This is a genomic window from Myroides albus, assembly GCF_009711045.1.
Classification (GTDB): domain Bacteria; phylum Bacteroidota; class Bacteroidia; order Flavobacteriales; family Flavobacteriaceae; genus Flavobacterium; species Flavobacterium album_A.
This window is the reverse complement of record NZ_WMJX01000004.1, coordinates 19,148-40,118: the sequence shown is the minus strand read 5'-3', so window position 1 is coordinate 40,118 and position 20,971 is coordinate 19,148. Positions and strand designations below refer to the sequence as shown.

Here is a 20,971-nt window from a genome sequence, read left to right as displayed (position 1 = left end):
ATAATTTATTCACAACTAAAATCTTTGTTCACATTTTTTACTTAAATTTGAAAAAAATTTTAGACTTGAGAGCAATACATATTTCATTTATACTTTTACTCTTCACTTTCATAAGTTTCAGCCAAACTCCTAATAAGAATAAAATCATTATTCACCATGCTGATCGATCAGATATCAATGAGGAACTTTTGCCTAATGCAGTTATTTTGACAGGTAATATCCTTGCTGAACACGATGGTATGACTATGCGCTGTAATAAAGCTTATTACTTCAAAAATGAAGAATATCTAAAACTATTTGGCAATGTGCATATTGTCCAACAGGACACTTTAATTATGGACAGCAAATATGCTGAATATAACGCAATAAATGGTTTTGCTTATGCTCAAGGCGATGTAGAGCTTCGCAGTCCTGACTCAACTCTTGTTACAGATACATTAAAATTTGACAGAGGTCAAAACCTTGTGTATTACGATAGTTATGCAAAAATTACAAATAAGGGAAATGTCTTAGAAAGCAATAAAGGGAAATACTTTTCAAATGAAAAGAAATTTCAATTTTTCAATGCAGTAAAGATCACTACAGAAAAGGGAACAATAGTAAAATCAAACCACTTAGATTATTATGAAGTACCAGAACATGCTTATGTGTTCGGTCCATCTACTATTACAAGTGAAGAAGATTTTATATACACGGAAAATGGCTTTTATGACGTTCAACAAGATTTAGGAAAACTCTTAAAGAATTCCTATATATGGTATGATAAGAGAAAATTAGAAGCCGACTCGATCTACTATGCAAAATTACAAGACTTTGCTTCTGCTTCCTATAATGTGCGAATAACTGACACTGTTAATAGAGCTGTCATAACAAGTCATTATGCTGAAATGCACAAAGCGAAAGATTCTATTTTCGTTACTAAAAAACCATTAGTAAAAAAAGAAAACGAACCCAAAGACACTCTTTATCTCCACGCTCCAATTATAACGCTTACTGGCAAAGAGAAGCAAAGAGTCATTAAGGCATATCAAGGTGCGAGAATACTCAGAGATAGTATGAGTGGTAAAGCGGATTCTATACACACAAGCGAGCTGACTGGAATAACTAAAATGATCGGTAAGCCAGTACTTTGGAATGGAGAAAGTCAACTCTCAGGTAAGTTAATTCACTTGCTTAGCAATGTTGAAACGCAAAAGATGGATTCATTAAAAGTATTAGAGGATGCTTTTGTTATCGAGAGAGATACTATTGGCGATGGATTTAATCAAGTCAAAGGTGTGAACTTATATGGCAAATTCCAAGACAATAAACTCAATGAAATAGACGTAATTAAAAATGCCGAAATTGTATATTATATGTACAATGAGAAAAATGAGTTCGTAGGTATAGACAAAGGTATTTGCAGCCACATTAACGTTACATTTGAAGAAAACAAAATTGCTACTGCTTCGCGAATTGTCGCACCTACGAGTACCCTTTACCCAGATGATTTTTTACCTACAAACGCAAGAAAACTAAGGGGATTTTTATACAGAGGTGATGAAAAGATTACGGGTCTGCAAAATATCTATTCTCAAGAAGAATTAGACAAAGAAAAACTATTACTTGAAGAATTAAAATCTAAGAAACACATCTATGACTTGCCAATGGCAATTCAAGCCGAAACATTAGAGGCAGAATCTACGGGTGAGAATCTATTAGATCGTTCTCCAAGAAAAACCGATAGTAGTACTAATGTAAGTAGCCCATCGCCTACTTCAAAAGCGATAAACACCAAGAAAGAAGAAAAAGATTTAAACAAATTCTCTGAGCAAAAGAAAGAGCAACCTAAGATGTTGAAAAAAGAAGAAAAAGCACCAGAGAAAATGCTAAAGTTAAAATAACATAAGATTAGATCATGAAAACTGATTTTTACAAATACCAAGCACAAACTTCGCCTAATCCAATAGGTATGCAAGTGGCTTATGCTAAAGGTTCTTATATATACGACATTAACAACAAACCCTATTTAGACTTTGTAGCAGGAGTATCTGCTTGTACTTTAGGACATCAACACCCGAAAGTAAATCAAGCAATAAAAGATCAATTAGATAAATATTCTCACGTAATGGTTTATGGAGAATATATACAAGATCCTGCAGTAGAGTTTTGTAAATTATTAGCAGAGAATATCCCTGCTCCTTTAAACAAAACATACTTAGTTAATTCAGGTACAGAAGCTACAGAAGGAGCTCTAAAATTAGCTAAAAGAGTAACGGGAAGAAGTCAATTGATATCTTGCTTTAATGCCTATCATGGAAACACAATGGGATCTATGAGTGTAATGGGATTTGAAGAAAGAAAAAGGGCTTTCCGCCCCCTATTACCTGATGTAGATTTCATACACTTTAACAATGTAGATGACTTGCAAAAAATAACTACAAAAACTGCTGGAATTATCTTGGAAACTATTCAAGGTGGAGCAGGATTTGTAGAGCCGTTTGACGGTTTTCTTACAAAAGTAAAACAGCGTTGTCAAGAAGTTGGGGCGTTAATGATTGTAGATGAGATTCAACCTGGTTTTGGTAGAACAGGAAAACTATTTGGATTTCAAAATTACGATGTTGTACCAGATGTTATAGTCATGGGAAAAGGTATGGGTGGTGGAATGCCTGTTGGAGCATTTACTGCAAGTGACAAACATATGGATATGTTATATGACAATCCAAAATTTGGTCATATTACTACCTTCGGTGGTCACCCAGTTATTGCAGCGGCAAGTCTTGCAACATTAAAAGAGCTGGTAGAGACAGACATCATGGAGCAAACCCTTGAGAAAGAAAAGCTATTTCGAAAACTACTTGTACACCCACTTATTACAGAAATACGTGGACGAGGTTTGATGTTAGCTCCAATGACACTAAGTGCAGACATTACCAATAGAGTCATCATTAAGTGTCAAGAAAAAGGAGTTATCCTATTTTGGTTGTTATTTGAAGGAAAAGCAATACGCATAACACCACCGCTAACGATAAGCGAAACGGAAATAGAACAAGGATGTGCGATGATAATCGAAGCACTTGATGAAGTACAAAAAGAATTAGGACTTTAATACCTATATTAAAAAAGACAAAACAAAATGCATTTAGATAACGAAGAGGAAGAGTACAGAATGACTTTATCTCGTTTTGAATCAATGTTAAAGACGAATAAAGTACTATTTTTCGACTCTGAAGAATTTGAAAGTATTATTCTTCATTATTTGGATTCAGGTAAATTGACCCTTGCTAAAAAAGCACTTAAATTAGGTCAAGAACAACACCCAAATTCTACAAGTTTAAAATTAGTAGAAGTTGAACTGCTTATATTTCAAAATAAATTAGAAGCAGCAGATAAGTTATTAGATCAAATAGAGGAGATATACCCTACAAACGAAGAAGTGTACATCCAAAGATCAACAGTTTATTCGAAGAAAGGCAATCACCTCGACGCAATAGAATCTTTAAAGAAAGCATTGAAGCTAACAGAGGATTTAGCTGATGTGTACTCTCTTTTAGGGATGGAATACTTGTTAGTAGATGAAATTGAATTAGCTAAAGACAGTTTTATTCAGTGTTTAGAAAATGACGAAGAAGATCAATCAGCACTTTACAATGTGATCTATTGTTTTGATTTTCTATCAGAAAACAACGAAGCAATTGATTTCTTAACTGCCTATATTGACAGAAAACCGTACAGTGAAATTGCTTGGCATCAATTGGGAAGACAATACTTTGCTTTAAAGAATTACAAAAAAGCTGTTTGGGCATTTGAATATGCTACTTTAATTGACGATCAATTTTTGGGAGCTTACCTTGAGAAAGGGAAATCTCTTGAAAAACTTAAAAAATACAAAGAAGCTATAGAGAATTATGTCGTTACACTAGAATTAGATGATCCTACTTCTTATGTGTTATTGCGTATAGGTAGTTGTTATGAAGACTTAAACAACTTCCCTCAAGCTATGGAGTATTATAAAAGAGCAGTTCACGAAGATCCTTCATTAGACAAAGGATGGCTTTCCTTAACTGACTTATCCATCAAAGAGGAAAAGTATGACAAAGCTTTAATGTACTTACAGAAAGCGATTAATATCGATGAATTCAACGATAAATACTGGTTGAGATATGCTGTCTTAAACAAAACACTTCTGGACTTTAAAGAGGCAGAAAAAGGATATAAAAAAGCAGCAGAGTTAGGCAGCCATATCATGGAGCATTGGATAGGTTGGGCAGATACCTTATATGTTTTAGGTGACTATGAAGAGGCTATCAATAAACTTTTACAAGTAATGGACTTTGAAGCTGATAATGCTGATATTTTATACAGACTCTCTGTATTGTTCTTTACGATAGAGAATTACGACAAGGGATCAGAGTATTTAGAAATAGCCTTAACTAAAAACTTTGAAAAGAGAGAAATCATCAAAACCTACTTCCCTATTCAATGGGAAAGTCCGTTTGTTCAAAACACAATTAGAAAATTTACCAAACAATAAATTACAAAAGAGCGTCCCCAAAAAGGTTCGCTCTTTTTTATTGCTGATTCACATAAAATAACTAACTATGCATAAAGGTTATAATAACTAATTTTTATAAAACACACCTTATGACAAGACGCTTTGGTTTAATCGGTAAGAATATAGATTATTCGTTCTCAAGAAATTACTTTGACAAAAAGTTTGAGCGCGAGAAATTAAAAAACAACACCTACGAAAACTTTGACATTGATACAATAGATCTGTTTTCTACAGCTGTAAAAACACAAAAAGACATTTGTGGTTATAACGTAACCATCCCTTATAAACAAGATATTATTTCACATTTAGATAGTTTGTCAAAGACTGCCAAGAAAATAGGCGCAGTCAACACAATTAGAGTCACTAAAAAAGGTAATCTAAAAGGATATAATACAGACTGGTACGGATTTTATCACTCTCTAAAACCACTGTTGAAGTTTCATCATAAACGCGCATTAATATTGGGTACAGGTGGAGCAAGCAAAGCAGTAAAATACGCTTTAAAAAAACTAAATATTAAATATTTACAAGTCAGTAGAACCAAAACTGATAAAACAATAACATATAGTGAAATAACAGCTGAACTAATGCAAAAATACACCATTGTTATTAATACAACTCCCTTAGGTACATCACCAGATATACAAAATAAACCAGCATTAGACTACAGCTTATTCTCCCCAAGACACATTGCCTATGACCTAATCTATAATCCAGAACAGACAAGCTTTATGCATCATGCCAAACAACATGGAGCTATTGTCAAAAATGGATATGAAATGTTAGTGCTTCAAGCTGAAAAAGCATGGAGAATATGGAATAGATAACAAAAGTAAATAATAGATAAAAAAATTCTTGCTATTGAATGTCAACAAATTGATAAAAACAACAAGGTTGCAGTTTTTAGATTGAAATTTAATAAAACGCAAAGGATATAGCTAAAATACATTAGCAGTAAACACCTATTTTACAAGGTTATTTGTTTTTTTTTTGCTAAATTTGGTAAGAAGGTATATTACTTTAATTAATTAATTGTTAAACTATAAGCATCTTAATTATGTTAAATCACGAGACTGATAACCTGCACAAGCCAGCAGACGGACCAAACCAGGAATCCAATAGTAACAAGGTTGTCCAAACTGATAAAGAAAAGGCTTTAGATTCCATTAATGCTTCTAATGCGGAAGAGAGCGAAGATCATGCAGTACATGAAGCGAATCACATTCCCTTAGAAAATTATGAAACTTTCGATTTAGAAAAACTAACTAAGGAACTTCATAAACTAACAAGACTGCACAAGGTAACTGAGATCAAAGACCATGCAGAAGAAATTAAAAAAGTATTTACACGTAAGTATGCTGATTTAATCGAAGAAAAAAAAGAAGCTTTCTTTGAGGAGAATCCCGATGCGAATGATTCAGATTTTGAGTTTAACTTACCAATTAAGCACGAATTTGAAGAATATTACGAGGAATATCGAGAAAAGAAAAATACCTACTTCAAACAATTGCAAGACTCTTTGAATACAAACTACAAAAAGAGACTAAACATTATCGAGCAATTAAAAGACCTTGTAGATAATAAAGAAACAATAGACGATGCTTTAAAACAATTAAATGATCTAAGAGATCAATGGAAAAACGCTGGAGCTATACCTAAGGATAAATATAATCACCTTTGGAATAATTACCATTTTCACATTGAGCGCTTTTACGATCAATTGCATTTAGATAGAGAATCAAGAGATCTTGACTTCAAGCACAATTTAGAACAAAAGCAGAAGATTATAACAAGAGCTGAGGAGTTATTACAAGAAGAAGATATTGTAAAAGCTTTTAGAGAACTACAAACTCTACACCGTATCTGGAGAGAGGAAATAGGACCTGTTGAGCGTGAATATAGAGAACAAATCTGGGATCAATTCAGTGAAATTACAAGACAATTACACGAAAAACGCGAATCACTATTAGATAAACTAAGATTAGTTGAAAGACAAAACTTAGCACAAAAAGTGAATATTATCAGTGAGATTGATAAAATCTCTAAGCTACCTATTACTAATCACAATCAGTGGCAGAAAGAAATTGGCAAAGTAGAAGAACTTAGAAATAGATTCTTTTCAATAGGTAAAGTACCTGCTGAGAACAATGATGAAGTATGGGATTTATTCAAATTAGCAACGCGTAATTTTAATGCAGAGAAAAACACTTTCTACAAGACATTAAAAAAAGAACAACAAGAGAACTATGCTAAGAAAGTGGCTCTAATAGAGAAAGCCAAACAATACAAAGACAGTGAAGATTTTGTCAAGGCTACTCCTATTATGAAGAAAATACAGAATGATTGGAAAGAAATTGGACATGTCCCAAGAAAATATTCTGATCAGCTTTGGAAAGAATTCAGAGATGCCTGTAACCACTACTTTGATCGTTTACACTCAATCAAAAATCAAGAGAATCAAGAAGAACAAGATGCTTACAATAAGAAAAAGGAGTATTTAGATCTAATGAAAACTTTTGAGTTATCGGGAGATCATAAAACCGATTTATCTGAGATTAAAAACCATATCAACAATTGGAAAACCTTAGGTAGAGTTCCTCAACATAAGCGTTTTATTGAAGGTAAATTCAACAAAATTCTCGATAGCTTATTTGAAAAATTAAATCTAAGCAGAAGAGAAATGGAAGCGGTTAAATTCAATAATCGATTGGAAACTATTTTAGAGACCAACGACAAGAGAAAGCTGCAAGGTGAAGCTATCTTTATCCAACGCAAAATTGAGGAGGTTAATGGCGATATATTGCAGTTAGAAAACAACTTGGCTTATATTCAAAACCCTTCTGAAAGCAATAGTTTTGTAAAAGAAGTTCGCAAGAATATCGATAAATTAAAAGATGATCTAAAAATTTGGACAGACAAATTAGATCAAATTAAACATATTGGAGAAGACGATAGTAATAACGAATAGTGTTATCTGATTATCTTGTCAAAGACAAAAAAAGCATTCCTTGGAATGCTTTTTTTGGCATATGCATCACCCACAATGCCATACAAAAAAAGGAGCTGTCTATAGACAACTCCTTTTTCTATCATATCTAAAACAAATACTCTTAGTTTGATTTAGCCTCTAAAGCTTTTAATTTATCATTCATTTCCAATGCGCGATAAATATTCTTTAAAGTTTGAACAGCCTCTTGATTATTTGGATTAATTGAAATCACTTTTTCTAAGTCATTCATTGCATCTCTATAAATCCCATGCTTTTGTTTAAGCAATTCCTCGTATTGCTTATTTCCAGCAGCATTTAAAGGAAGGTTATTCATTTTATTAGTAATCTCTTCGTCTGGTTGAAGTTTTAAAATTGCAAGGTTTAAATATGCATTCTCTGATTTAGGATTAATGCGAAGAGCTTGCGTATAATACTCTTTTGCCTCTTTGTATTTACCAGCTTGGTAGCTAGTTACTCCTAAGTTATACAACAATACATCATCGTTAGGATTTTTAGCTAAAGCTGCTTTAGCTAACTCCTCATATTTCCCCATATTATTAGATTTTAAATATAAATCCATATGAGTTAACAACAAATTCATATCATCAGGATTAGCCGCACGAGCAGCAACGATAGCTTTCTCTGCTTCATCGTATTTACCCTCTTGATAATAAATCAGAGCTAAGTTCTTTACAATTTCTGGTTTTTTAGAATCCTCTTTTACAAACTTAGGGTCAGTATGTGTTCCTTGCTTAACCATAAGGTCACGCATTTTTGAATCATTACCAAAACTTTGAACTTGACCAGAGGCTTTCTCCACAGCTGTATAATATGATTCAGATCCATTATAATCTAAATCAATTAATTGTTCGTAATGCTTCACAGCTGTTTCGTAATCTTTTGCATTAATAGCTGTAGAAGCAGCGTAATATAAATAGATTGTGTCTGTAGGGTTCAACAAAAATGCTTGATTAAAACGTCTTGAAGCCCCTTTATAGTTTTGTGAACCATTGTCTTCAATTGCTTGATTAACAACTTTAGTTGCTACAGCTTTAATTTCCTCGTCAGCTTGTTTTACAATTTTACTGTTCTTATTGGTTTCAAATTCATTAACTTTTTTAAATGAATTTAAAATAAGTTCCACGTTAGCATCAACGTTTTTATCTTGTTCGATTTGTTGATAAGCCAAGTTACCTTGTAAAGCGTAATAAGTAGCTTTTTGTTCATTTGTAGCAGAACCCAGTACTGCTTCAACATTCTTAAGTGCAGCTTGTGCCTCAGTTAAGTTTCCTTTTTTCACTGCTTTTTCAGCCTCTTTAAGTTCTTTTTTCTGAGCGAAAGAAGCCCCTGAAATCATTAAAGCAGATAATAGATAAACATACTTTCTATTCATCTTTTTATAGTTTAAAGTGTTTAATTCAATTATTCTTCAGTGTTTTGATCATCTGACACTGTATCAATTTGATCTTCTATGTCTGTAAAATCAATATCCTCAATATCTTCATCGTCCTCTTTCATCACTTTACAAACAGCAGCAATCGAGTCATTTCCTTTGATATTAATTAATCTAACACCCTGAGTTGCACGCCCCATAACTCTTAAGTCAGAAACACGCATACGGATAGTTAAACCAGATTTATTAATAATCATAAGGTCATCAGCATCAGTCACAGAATTAATAGAAACGAGTAAACCAGTTTTATCCGTGATATTCATGGTTTTAACACCTTTACCTCCACGGTTAGTTTCTCTATATTCATCTAATGCAGAACGCTTACCATATCCATTTTCAGAAACAACAAGAATTTCACTGTTCAAATCACTAACAGAGATCATTCCGATTACTTCATCATTGTCATCAGCTAAAGTGATTCCACGAACACCAGAAGCAGTTCTTCCCATTGGACGAGTTTTCTCTTCATCAAAACGAACAAGTTTACCTGAACGTACAGCAATTAATACTTTACTCTTACCATCAGTCAATTTAGCCTCTAACAATTCATCATCTTCTTTGATAGTGATTGCCATAATACCATTTTGTCTTGGTCTTGAGTACTGCTCTAAAGGAGTTTTCTTAACTTGTCCTTTTTTAGTTGCCATAATCACAAAGTGATTATTGATGTATTCTTCATCTTTCAAATCCTGAGTACAGATAAATGCTTTTACCTTATCATCTGACTCAATATTAATCAAGTTTTGAATAGCTCTACCTTTACTTGTTTTTGTTCCTTCAGGAATTTCATAAACTCTCATCCAGAAACATTTTCCTTTTTGAGTAAAGAATAGCATATATTGGTGATTAGTTGCCACATACATATGCTCTAAGAAATCTTGATCACGAGTACCTGCAGACTTCTGTCCAACTCCTCCTCTGTTCTGAGTTTTATATTCAGAAAGTGGTGTTCTCTTAATATAACCAGCGTGAGAAATAGTAATCACTACTTGCTCATCGGCAATTAAATCAGTAATACTAACATCACCTCCAGCATATTCGATTTGAGAACGACGTTCATCGCCATATTTATTTTGAACTTCAACAAGTTCTTCTTTAATCAAGTCCATTCTCATTTCTTTACTTGCTAATAAAGCTCTTAAATGGTTGATTAATTCCATGATTTCTTCATACTCAGCACGCAGTTTGTCTTGCTCTAGTCCAGTTAATTGACGAAGACGCATTTCAACAATTGCACGAGCTTGAATTTCACTTAGACTAAAACGCTCAATTAATTTAGCTCTTGCTTCATCAGCATTTTTAGACCCTCTAATCAAAGCAATTACTTCATCAATATTATCCGAAGCAATGATAAGTCCTTCTAAAATATGAGCTCTCTCTTCAGCCTTTCTCAATTCAAATTCAGTACGGCGAGTAACCACATCATGTCTATGCTCAACAAAGTGATAAATCAAATCCTTTAGGTTCAGCATCTGTGGTCTACCATCTACTAATGCAATATTATTTACACTAAAAGACGATTGCAATTGAGTATACTTATAAAGTGTATTTAAAACAATATTAGGTACAGCATCACGCTTAAGAACATAAACAATACGCATACCTTTTCTATCAGATTCATCGCGGATTGTAGCAATACCTTCAATCTTCTTCTCGTTAACAGCTTCAGCAGTTTTCTTAATCATTTCTGCTTTGTTAACTTGATAAGGAATCTCAGTTACAATAATACACTCTCTTCCATCTACTTCCTCGATATTAGCTTTAGCTCTCATGACAACACGACCACGACCAGTTTTAAAAGCTTCTCTTACTCCTTCGTATCCGTAGATAATACCTCCGGTTGGAAAATCAGGAGCTTTGATGTGATTCATTAACTCATCAATCTCAATATCGTTATTGTCTATATAGGCCAATATACCATCAATAACTTCAGATAAGTTATGAGGAGCCATATTAGTAGCCATACCTACAGCAATACCAGAAGCACCATTCACTAATAAGTTAGGAATTCGCGTAGGCATAACCTTAGGTTCTTCTAAAGTATCATCAAAGTTAAATTGGAAATCAACAGTTTCTTTATCAATGTCAGCAAGAATCTCTTCAGAAATCTTTCTCATTCTCGCCTCAGTATAACGCATAGCTGCAGGGCTATCTCCGTCTACTGATCCAAAGTTCCCTTGTCCATCAACAAGTAAATAACGCATACTCCAGTCTTGAGCCATACGTACCATAGTGTCATACACTGAGCTATCTCCGTGTGGGTGATACTTACCTAGAACCTCCCCTACAATTCTTGCAGACTTTTTGTGGGCTCTATTAGATAATACCCCCAATTCATACATTCCAAATAATACTCTTCGATGAACAGGTTTTAAGCCATCTCTAACATCTGGAAGAGCACGAGAAACAATAACTGACATTGAGTAATCAATATAAGCAGATTTCATTTGCTCTTCTATGTTAATAGGAATCAACTTTTCTCCTTCAGACATAAGTATATAAAATTAAAATTCTCAAATATTAAACGTGCTAATATACAGAATTAATAGCTTTATACCATGTTTTTTCTTTAGTATTTCAGAGAAAAGCATACAGTTTATACATTTTTAAAAAAAACATATTTCACTGCTTTTTTAATATCTTTTTTTTCACCATATTAGCTATTATGTCAGTATATTTTAGTAGGTATGCTTTTTGCATTTATACTGTACAATAAATATTCACCTATTTAATATTATAAAAAATGGACGATAATTTTTCACAAGAAGTTAAAGATGTAATTTCTTACAGTAAAGACGAAGCCTTAAGACTTGGTCATGACTTTATTGGTACAGAGCATCTTATATTAGGGCTACTGAGAGTTGAACAAGGTGAAGCATCAAATATTTTAAACAATTTAGATATAGATGTAGATTTTCTACGACATAAAATAGAAGCTTTAAATCCAAATACAACAGGTCTAAACCCTTTAAATGAAAAGGCTTCCCTGCATTTAACTAAACAAGCAGAAAGAGCACTTAGGCTAACTTACTTAGAAGTTAAGCTATTTAAAAACAACGAGATAAATACAGCTCATTTGCTATTGTGTATTCTAAAAAACAGTGATGATCCTACAGCTCAAATACTAACCAAACTTAAAGTTACGTACGATGCTGTAAAACAAGAATACTTAAGTCAACAAGATGCTACAAGTATCTTTGATCAAGAGGACATTACAGAACAACCAAAAGCAGAAACTTTTGATGAAGAAGGACAAGATGACAGTAAAAATACTGACAAAACTGACAGCTCTTCTACAAAAACATCTAAGCGTACAAAAACTCCAGTATTAGATAATTTTGGTAGAGATTTAACTGAAATGGCTGAGAATGGAAAGTTAGATCCTGTTGTTGGCCGTGATAAAGAAATAGAACGTGTTTCACAAATTTTAAGTAGACGCAAAAAAAACAACCCGCTTTTGATTGGAGAGCCTGGAGTTGGTAAATCTGCTATTGCTGAAGGACTTGCTTTGCGCATTATTCAAAAGAAAGTATCAAGAGTTCTATATAACAAACGAGTTGTAACACTTGATTTAGCAAGTTTAGTTGCGGGAACAAAATATAGAGGTCAGTTTGAGGAGAGAATGAAGGCAGTGATGAATGAGCTTGAAAAAAATGATGATATTATTCTTTTCATTGATGAAATTCACACAATTGTTGGTGCTGGTGGAGCTACTGGTTCTTTAGATGCCTCTAATATGTTTAAACCTGCTTTAGCTCGTGGTGAAATTCAATGTATTGGCGCAACTACTTTAGATGAGTTTAGACAACATATCGAAAAAGATGGAGCTTTAGAAAGAAGGTTTCAAAAAGTTATTGTTGAACCTACAACCGTAGATGAGACAATCATTATCTTGAACAACATTAAAGAAAAATACGAATCTCATCACAATGTAACTTATACACCCGAAGCAATCGAGGCTTGTGTGAAGTTAACTAACAGATACATGAGCGATAGATTCTTACCTGATAAAGCTATTGACGCTCTTGACGAAGTTGGTTCACGTGTTCACATTACAAATATCAATGTACCACAAAATATTCTTGACTTAGAAAAACGACTTGAAGAAGTTCGCGAAGAAAAGAATGAAATGGTCAAAAAACAAAAATACGAAGAAGCTGCAGGCTTAAGAGACGATGAAAAACAATTAGAAAAAGACTTAGCTTCTGCACAAAACAGCTGGGAGGAAGACGTTAAAACTAATAAGATTACCGTTACTGAAGATGATGTTGCTGATGTTGTTTCTATGATGACAGGGATTCCAGTTAATAGAATTGCTGAAAAAGAGATTACTAAACTGGCAAATCTACCACAGTTAATAAAAGGTAAAGTAATCGGACAAGATGAAGCTGTTAGCAAAATAGCAAAAGCAATACAAAGAAATAGAGCTGGTTTAAAAGACCCTAACAGACCTATTGGTTCTTTTATATTCTTAGGCCAAACAGGGGTAGGTAAAACGCAATTAGCTAAAGTGATTGCTAAAGAAATGTTTGATTCTGAAGAGGCTTTATTGCGTATCGACATGAGTGAATACATGGAGAAATTTGCTGTATCTAGATTAGTAGGTGCACCTCCAGGTTATGTAGGATATGAAGAAGGTGGTCAACTAACTGAAAAAGTAAGAAGAAAACCTTACTCTGTTATTTTATTTGATGAAATTGAGAAAGCACATCCAGATGTATTCAACACCTTATTACAAGTTCTTGACGACGGCCACTTAACTGATAGCCTTGGTAGAAAAGTTGATTTTAGAAATACAATCATTATCATGACTTCTAACATAGGTGCACGTCAATTAAAAGACTTTGGACAAGGAGTTGGATTCGGAACTCAAGCCAGAAAAGAACAAACCGATCAAAACTCTAAATCAGTTATCGAAAATGCGCTTAAAAAAGCCTTTGCTCCAGAGTTTTTAAACAGAATCGATGATATCGTTGTTTTCAATGCACTTGAGAAAAGTGATATCGATTTAATTATTGATATAGAGTTATCTAAACTTTACAAGCGAATTGAAGATCTTGGCTACACACTTACATTGAGTACGGAAGCTAAAGATTTTATCGCCGAGAAAGGTTACGACAAACAATATGGAGCAAGACCTCTTAAAAGAGCTATTCAAAAGTACATAGAAGATCCTCTTGCTGAAGAAATTGTAAATTCGAAGATTTCCTTAGGTGATAATATATCAATGAACCTGGGAGAAAATAAAGAAGAATTAAAAATATCAATTGATACTGAAAAAAATAAGCCTACTAATTAGTAGGCTATTTTTTTATATAACTATCTAAGGATTCCTACTTTCATCAACTTTTGGTCTATTTAGCAATTAGAAATAGTAATCTAAACACAATTCCTTTCGCTATTTCAATATAAAAAACACTTAAGTAAATCCACTTCCACAAATGATTACCTATCTATTGAAAAGACTAAATCGTAAAACACAATATATTAAAGAGTTAAATTTTACTATTTTTTTACATACAGATATAAAAGCATTATATTTATTGTACTACATTCGCAACATAATATCATTATATGTTAGATAAAGTTATTGTTGGTAGTGAAGAGTGGTGCTCTTTTCCTACTTTTAAAATTCCTGCAATTAAAGCTCGAGTTGATTCTGGAGCGAAAACTTCTGCATTACACGCAGTTAATATTATTCCATTTGAAAAGGATGGAGATAAATGGGTAAAATTCGACATCAATCCTCTTCAAAACAATGGGAAAACAATCATTAGTTGTGAAGCTAAAGTAATTGATAAAAGAATTGTAAAAAGCTCTAGTGGATCAAGAGAATCGCGCTATGTTATTCGCACTGACATCGTGTTAAATGAAACTCCTTGGGAAATAGAACTTACACTAACAAATAGAGATTCGATGGGATACCGCATGCTTCTTGGAAGAGAAGCGATGAGTGGTAAAATATTAGTTGATCCTGAAAAACACTTCTTATTAGGTCAACCAACTTCTGAAAAACTCGATGAATACTACAGTAAAAATAAAGTTGATAGAAAAGGACTTAGAATAGGACTGTTAGCAAGTAATCCTGAATTATACAGCAATAAGAGAATTATTGAAGCAGGGGAATTAAGAGGTCATGAAATGCACTTTCTTAATTTAAAGTACTGTTATATGAAATTAGATGCGAATCAGCCAGAAATTCACTATCGTGGAGGTCGAGTACTTAATGACTTTGATGCTGTGATTCCAAGAATTCGCCCAAGTATGACATACTACGGATGTGCCTTAACTAGACATTTCGAGTCCCTAAAAGTATACAGTTTGAATAGTGCTGCTGCAATTGCACAATCAAGAGATAAACTTTTTTCACTACAGTTGCTCCTAAATAACGGTATTGACATTCCCACTACAGGGTTTGCCAATTCTCCTTTAGATACTAATGATCTAATCAAAATGGTTGGGGGAAGTCCTTTAATAGTTAAATTACTGGAAGGTACACAAGGTAAAGGTGTTGTACTCGCAGAAACAAAGAAAGCCGCAGAAAGTGTTATTAATGCTTTTAAAAGTTTAAATGCCAATATTCTTGTTCAAGAATTTATAAAGGAGGCCAATGGTAAAGACATCAGATGCTTTGTTGTTGATGGTAAAGTAGTAGCTGCAATACAACGAGAAGCAGTGCCTGGAGAATTTAGAGCCAATATCCACTTAGGAGGTACCGCATCGATAATTAAAGTTACACCAGAGGAGAAAAGAATCGCCATCAAAGCAGCTAAGGCAATGAACCTTAAAGTTGCTGGAGTAGATATTATTAGATCAGCAAAAGGTCCTTTATTACTTGAAGTTAACTCCTCACCAGGATTAGAAGGTATAGAAGGCGCTACTAATAAAGATATTGCCTCAGAAATGATTAAAGCAATAGAGAAACAAGTAAAATGGTAAATTAAAAAGGTAGTGATAGTTAATTTAGCTATCACTACTTGTTTAAAATTGTATAGATATGAACCCAAGTACAAACGGTTGGATTAATAAATACATAGCAGAAATAGACAAGTACAACATATTTAGTGCTACTAATATTGATCTATTAGTTGAAGAAATAAGAGCTATTGGTTTTAGTTTCGGAATAATCGATATTAACGCCCTACCTTCTATATTCAAGGAGTTTAAGTATACACAAGAAGAACTATCAAAAATCACAGTTCTACAGTTATTTTACAAAGTTTACCAGATCAATAGCAATTCTGCCGATCCAAATGCCTTTATAGAAAAAGTCATCGAGTTTTACACCTTGTTAATACCCCACAAAAACAATTACTTATCTTCTTTCTTTCAAGATAAAAATGCTTATGCTAAACTTGAAAATATCTTTACAATGAGATGGAAAGAACATTTCTTTTCTAACTCAAAATCAAATGATTTTATACTCAATAAGATAATTCTTTGTTCTGATGTAATTAGCTTCGAACACTTTTTAAACAACCCTGATCAAGTAACACCTAAAGCATTTAGTCAAAACTTTATTGGTACACTGATTGCTCTTTTACTGCAATTCAAACAAAATAAAGAAATTAAAAACGAGCAAGACCAAAGTCTTATTGCATTACTATCAAGATCCATTGATTCCTTAGAAGATTTTAAATTTCAAAAAACTACAAGCATTTTAGAAGCGAATTGCCTTGCGGATTTTATAATCTGTAATTCATGGAATAATACAACTAAGAAGGTAGAACTACCAAAATTAGAACAGATACCTTTTAGTCTATTAGATATCAATCAACATATCTACTCGTTAAGCAAGCACATGTTTGAAGAATTTGTTGTGAAACACAATAGCGAATACCACTTTTATAAGTCCACAACTTTATTCAACAATATAATCACTAACTCAAGCAATAATATCGAGCTCCTTTTGAGTAGAAACAAAACGCGTTTAGTAAAAGAAATTCAAAAAAATAAGCAATTGATGAAATTGCTTATGGATTCGACCTATCGCGATTTAAATTCGCAGGAGAAAAAAGTTGTAAAAAAGCAGACCATCGAAGTTATTAAAACCATACCTTCTTTAGCTATCTTTTTATTACCAGGAGGTACAATCATTTTGCCTATTATCCTTAATTTTATTCCCTCTCTCCTACCGAGTTCATTCAATGAAAATTTAGAGGAGGATTAAATCTTTTTAAAACGCAATTGATAAACCTCATCAAGGTCTTGATTATTGGTAACATTAACCTCTAAATCTGTCACATATCCAGAATTGAGTCCATAAACCCATCCGTGTATACTTAGATCCTGTTGTCTTGCCCATGCACCTTGTACAATTGACGTCTTTGCCAAGTCATAAACTTGTTCCTGAACATTCAATTCTACAAAGCGATTAAATCGTACAACTTCATCATCTATCTGATCAAGTTCCACATTGTGTAGTCTGTAAACAGTTTTTATATGGCGAATCCAGTTATCTATCAAACCATAAGATTCATTCTTCATTGCTGCTAAAACACCTCCACATCCGTAATGTCCACATACTATAATATTAGTCACTTTGAGAATATTCACAGCATAATCTAAAACACTCAACATATTCATGTCTGAATGAATGACCATATTGGCAATATTTCTATGGACAAACACATCCCCAGGTTCTGCACCAATAATTTCATTTGCAGGAACACGGCTATCCGAACAGCCAATCCACAATACAGGTGGTGTTTGTCTTTCAGACAAACGCTTGAAATAATTTGGGTTGATAGCTAACTTCTCCTCAACCCAAGCTTTATTATTCTCAAGTATTTTTAAATAAAAATCATTGTGTTTCAAAACAACTATTTTTTTACAAACATTTCCTTTACAAAATCTACTTCTCCAGTTTCCACCTTATAAAACGCACCTACAATACCTATCTCGCCTTGTTCATACATTTGTTTTAAAACGGTACTTTTATTGAGAATGTGATCGATGGTATACTCAACATTATGAAAAGCTACTTTATCCACAGCTTCCTTAGAATGAATATCTAAATCTTTATTGTTTTGTTTCACATACTCAATAGAAGGTTTAACCTTCGCTAACAAATCAGTTAAATGCCCCAATTCTGTTCCGTGACAAGCACCAGTAATTGCCCCACAATGAGAATGTCCTAATACAACAATTAACTTAGAACCTGCAAGCTTACAAGCAAACTCCATTGAACCGATTATATCGTTGTTCAATACATTTCCTGCAATACGAGTACTAAATATATCACCTAATCCTTGATCAAATATCAATTCTGCCGAAGTTCTGCTGTCTATACAGCTTAAAATAATAGCAAAAGGAAACTGATTAGCTTGTGTGTCGTTAACTTGCTCTAATAAGTTACTATGAGCCTTTAAATTAGCAACAAAACGTTTATTTCCTTCTTTTAGAAATGACAATGCTAACTCTGGTGTTAAAGACTTTTGATCCTCTATATTGTGTAATCTCATTACTTAATTGTTTTCAATTCTATAATTTGATAGCAAATGTAGGGAAAAATACACCCTAAAATATATTATTCGTATTTTAGTTTGTAATTTTTACCGATTATGCAATATATCAATATTTTTACTTCACATATTCAAACCATCTTTTCTATTTACTTTTAATATTAAATTGCTTTGCGAAATAGAAGTAAGAAAATCAACAATAGTTAACAATAATATAAATTGTAAAAAAAATTGCATTGATACTAAAATAGTTAATACATTTGCATCACAATAAACAGGAGGAAAAATTTGAACTGATTGCAACCTCGGTAAAAAATGCTAAAGCAGAAGTGTATTTATCTCCCCTTTAGCCATTTCCTCTATTTTTTACAACTTTAAAAATAATAATTACTATGGCTTATTACTTTACATCCGAATCTGTAAGTGAAGGACATCCTGATAAAATTGCAGATCAAATTTCTGATGCTCTAATTGACAATTTCTTAGCTTTTGACTCTGAATCAAAAGTAGCTTGTGAAACATTAGTTACTACTGGTCAAGTTGTTTTAGCAGGAGAAGTTAAGTCTAAAACTTATCTTGACGTTCAACAAATTGCAAGAGATGTAATCCAACGTATTGGATACACCAAAAGTGAATATATGTTTGAGGCAAACTCGTGTGGAATATTATCTGCAATACACGAACAATCAGCAGATATTAATCAAGGAGTTGACCGTGCATCAAAAGAAGATCAAGGAGCTGGGGACCAAGGGATGATGTTTGGTTATGCAACAATAGAGACAGAAGATTATATGCCTCTTGCATTAGACTTATCACACAAATTATTACAAGAATTAGCAGGTTTAAGAAGAGAGCAAAAGCAAATCACTTATCTTAGACCTGATGCAAAAAGTCAAGTGACTTTAGAATATGACAATAATAACAAACCAGTTCGCATTGTCACTATTGTACTTTCTACTCAGCATGATGACTTTATCAAACCAGTAGATAAGTCTGCTGCTGCAAAAGCTGACGCTGAAAAACAAATGCAATCTATTATAGAAAAGGATATCATTGATATTCTTATTCCAAGAGTACTTGCAAAGTATCCACAATATCAATACTTATTTGAAAACGCCGACATTGAATACCTAATCAATCCTACAGGTGTTTTTGTTATTGGAGGACCTCACGGGGATACTGGATTAACTGGAAGAAAAATTATCGTTGATACTTATGGCGGTAAAGGAGCTCACGGTGGTGGAGCATTCTCAGGAAAAGATCCAAGTAAAGTAGATAGAAGTGCCGCATACGCAACACGTCATATAGCTAAAAACTTAGTTGCTGCAGGTGTTGCCGATGAAGTACTTGTTCAAGTTTCTTATGCCATCGGTGTAGCTAAGCCTACTGGAGTTTATGTAAATACTTATGGTACTTCTAAAGTTAACTTAACCGACGGTGAAATTGCCAAGAAAGTAAGTGAACTATTTGACCTAAGACCATACTTTATCGAAACAAGCTTAAAACTGAGAAACCCTATTTACAGTGAAACGGCTGCTTATGGACATATGGGAAGAAAACCACAAGTCGTTACTAAAACTTTCACTCGACCAGGTGGAGATGTAAAAGAGATTCAAGTTGAACTATTCACTTGGGAAAAATTAGATAGAGTTGAGGATATCAAAAAAGCATTCAATATATAAATTGAATTACATACATCAGTATAAAGGGAGCTGCTAATGCAGTTCCCTTTTTTTATATCTATTACATATAATGGTCACTTTGCTCATGGGGTAAAAGTCCATGATTATCTTATTCATCGATTAAAAAAAGACTAACACACAAAGAACAATCTAATAAAAAAGCCTTGTAAGTAGCATTACTTACAAGGCTTTATTTATAGTGCAAAAGCTTAATTACTTCAACAAAGAGTCTAACTCAACTCTAAACTTAGAACTGTTCCAATCTGCTGCCCTAAACTTTCTTACAACAATATTACCCTTTTTATCTATGACATAAGTCGCAGGAATAGACTTTGAAAAAAGCATTACTGGCGTATTAGCTACTTCATAGAATACAGGCAATGAATAATTGTACTTATCCTGAAAAACCTTAACCTTATCTTTATCTTCATTTGTGATAAACATAAAGACTACTTTATCTTTATAGTCATCATACAATTCTTGAAAACTTGGTTTTTCTGCTATACAAGGAGGACACCATGTTGCCCAAAAATTAACAATTACAACTTTGCCATCCAAATCAGAAAAGTCGACCTTATTTCCTTGACTATCTAAGACCTCCCAACCATTGTAAACTACTTTCTCAAAATCACTTTCATTTTCCAATGATGGACTCATGGCGACTAATTGATTAACCCACACTTTAACACTTGTTCCCAAAGGCGTAAAAAGGATAACAATTAATATTCCAAAAAAAAGGATATTTGATAATAGTCGAAGTTTACTTTTCTTTTCTTTCATTTTCTCATCTTGTCAAAACCAAATATAATCAATAATTCAAATAAAATCATCTATAAACTTAAGCAA

The 20,971-nt window shown here is 33.1% G+C and carries 14 protein-coding genes; 9 read left to right on the top strand and 5 right to left on the bottom strand.

Annotation, left to right across the window (positions count from 1 at the left end; translation table 11 throughout):
* The first annotated feature begins 65 nt into the window (after positions 1-65).
* The 5 genes from GJV76_RS03195 to GJV76_RS03175 all read left to right on the top strand — a co-directional run bounded on the left by GJV76_RS03195 (position 66) and on the right by GJV76_RS03175 (position 7,505).
* Entirely contained in the window at positions 66-1,883 is a 1,818-nt protein-coding gene (locus GJV76_RS03195) for an OstA-like protein (RefSeq protein ID WP_155091201.1), read from the top strand.
* A gap of 14 nt (positions 1,884-1,897) precedes the next feature.
* Complete coding sequence (locus GJV76_RS03190; protein ID WP_155091200.1) at positions 1,898-3,091, top strand: aspartate aminotransferase family protein; 1,194 nt, start codon at positions 1,898-1,900, stop codon at positions 3,089-3,091.
* A gap of 27 nt (positions 3,092-3,118) precedes the next feature.
* Positions 3,119-4,516 carry a tetratricopeptide repeat protein gene (locus tag GJV76_RS03185; protein WP_155091199.1) on the top strand — a complete coding sequence of 466 codons (1,398 nt, stop codon included), beginning with the start codon at positions 3,119-3,121 and terminating at the stop codon, positions 4,514-4,516.
* A gap of 110 nt (positions 4,517-4,626) precedes the next feature.
* On the top strand, positions 4,627-5,364 hold the full coding sequence (locus GJV76_RS03180; protein ID WP_155091198.1) for a shikimate dehydrogenase family protein: 738 nt from the start codon (positions 4,627-4,629) through the stop codon (positions 5,362-5,364).
* Positions 5,365-5,594: 230 nt separating this feature from the next.
* Positions 5,595-7,505 carry a DUF349 domain-containing protein gene (locus GJV76_RS03175; RefSeq protein WP_155091197.1) on the top strand — a complete coding sequence of 637 codons (1,911 nt, stop codon included), beginning with the start codon at positions 5,595-5,597 and terminating at the stop codon, positions 7,503-7,505.
* Between the two features lie 142 nt (positions 7,506-7,647).
* Here the strand turns inward: GJV76_RS03175 and GJV76_RS03170 are convergent, their stop codons facing one another.
* A complete protein-coding gene (locus GJV76_RS03170) occupies positions 7,648-8,919 on the bottom strand; it encodes a tetratricopeptide repeat protein (protein ID WP_155091196.1) in 1,272 nt (423 codons plus the stop codon).
* 29 nt (positions 8,920-8,948) lie between these two features.
* The gene (gene gyrA / locus GJV76_RS03165) at positions 8,949-11,471 is read right to left on the bottom strand and encodes a DNA gyrase subunit A (protein ID WP_155091195.1); all 2,523 of its coding nucleotides are present in this window, start codon (positions 11,469-11,471) and stop codon (positions 8,949-8,951) included.
* A gap of 251 nt (positions 11,472-11,722) precedes the next feature.
* On the opposite strand from gyrA, the gene GJV76_RS03160 reads away from it, so the two are divergent.
* From GJV76_RS03160 to GJV76_RS03150, 3 genes are all read left to right on the top strand, one after another.
* The gene (locus GJV76_RS03160) at positions 11,723-14,278 is read left to right on the top strand and encodes an ATP-dependent Clp protease ATP-binding subunit (protein WP_155091194.1); all 2,556 of its coding nucleotides are present in this window, start codon (positions 11,723-11,725) and stop codon (positions 14,276-14,278) included.
* A 275-nt stretch (positions 14,279-14,553) separates the two neighbouring features.
* Positions 14,554-15,918, top strand: a complete 1,365-nt coding sequence (rimK, locus tag GJV76_RS03155; protein ID WP_155091193.1) for a 30S ribosomal protein S6--L-glutamate ligase — start codon at positions 14,554-14,556, stop codon at positions 15,916-15,918.
* 58 nt (positions 15,919-15,976) lie between these two features.
* Positions 15,977-17,149 carry an LETM1-related biofilm-associated protein gene (locus tag GJV76_RS03150; RefSeq protein ID WP_155091192.1) on the top strand — a complete coding sequence of 391 codons (1,173 nt, stop codon included), beginning with the start codon at positions 15,977-15,979 and terminating at the stop codon, positions 17,147-17,149.
* Here GJV76_RS03150 and can read toward each other — a convergent pair.
* Entirely contained in the window at positions 17,146-17,796 is a 651-nt protein-coding gene (gene can / locus GJV76_RS03145) for a carbonate dehydratase (protein WP_155091191.1), read from the bottom strand. The genes GJV76_RS03150 and can overlap by 4 nt on opposite strands.
* A 5-nt stretch (positions 17,797-17,801) precedes the next feature.
* Positions 17,802-18,443, bottom strand: coding sequence for a carbonic anhydrase family protein (locus GJV76_RS03140; RefSeq protein ID WP_155091190.1), 642 nt, complete (start codon positions 18,441-18,443; stop codon positions 17,802-17,804).
* Between the two features lie 392 nt (positions 18,444-18,835).
* Between GJV76_RS03140 and metK the strand changes: the two genes are divergently transcribed.
* The gene (metK, locus tag GJV76_RS03135; RefSeq protein WP_155091189.1) at positions 18,836-20,125 is read left to right on the top strand and encodes a methionine adenosyltransferase; all 1,290 of its coding nucleotides are present in this window, start codon (positions 18,836-18,838) and stop codon (positions 20,123-20,125) included.
* 213 nt (positions 20,126-20,338) lie between these two features.
* On the opposite strand, the gene GJV76_RS03130 is transcribed toward metK, so the two are convergent.
* Positions 20,339-20,905, bottom strand: coding sequence for a TlpA family protein disulfide reductase (locus tag GJV76_RS03130; protein ID WP_155091188.1), 567 nt, complete (start codon positions 20,903-20,905; stop codon positions 20,339-20,341).
* Positions 20,906-20,971: the final 66 nt, after the last annotated feature.

Bases quoted from the DNA above. Each gene is read 5' to 3' on its own strand.
- GJV76_RS03190 (WP_155091200.1), top strand. From the start codon at position 1,898: ATGAAAACTGATTTTTACAAATACCAAGCACAAACTTCGCCTAATCCA.
- GJV76_RS03185 (WP_155091199.1), top strand. From the start codon at position 3,119: ATGCATTTAGATAACGAAGAGGAAGAGTACAGAATGACTTTATCTCGT.
- GJV76_RS03180 (WP_155091198.1), top strand. From the start codon at position 4,627: ATGACAAGACGCTTTGGTTTAATCGGTAAGAATATAGATTATTCGTTC.
- GJV76_RS03175 (WP_155091197.1), top strand. From the start codon at position 5,595: ATGTTAAATCACGAGACTGATAACCTGCACAAGCCAGCAGACGGACCA.
- GJV76_RS03170 (WP_155091196.1), bottom strand. From the start codon at position 8,919: ATGAATAGAAAGTATGTTTATCTATTATCTGCTTTAATGATTTCAGGG.
- gyrA (WP_155091195.1), bottom strand. From the start codon at position 11,471: ATGTCTGAAGGAGAAAAGTTGATTCCTATTAACATAGAAGAGCAAATG.
- GJV76_RS03160 (WP_155091194.1), top strand. From the start codon at position 11,723: ATGGACGATAATTTTTCACAAGAAGTTAAAGATGTAATTTCTTACAGT.
- rimK (WP_155091193.1), top strand. From the start codon at position 14,554: ATGTTAGATAAAGTTATTGTTGGTAGTGAAGAGTGGTGCTCTTTTCCT.
- GJV76_RS03150 (WP_155091192.1), top strand. From the start codon at position 15,977: ATGAACCCAAGTACAAACGGTTGGATTAATAAATACATAGCAGAAATA.
- GJV76_RS03140 (WP_155091190.1), bottom strand. From the start codon at position 18,443: ATGAGATTACACAATATAGAGGATCAAAAGTCTTTAACACCAGAGTTA.
- metK (WP_155091189.1), top strand. From the start codon at position 18,836: ATGGCTTATTACTTTACATCCGAATCTGTAAGTGAAGGACATCCTGAT.
- GJV76_RS03130 (WP_155091188.1), bottom strand. From the start codon at position 20,905: ATGAAAGAAAAGAAAAGTAAACTTCGACTATTATCAAATATCCTTTTT.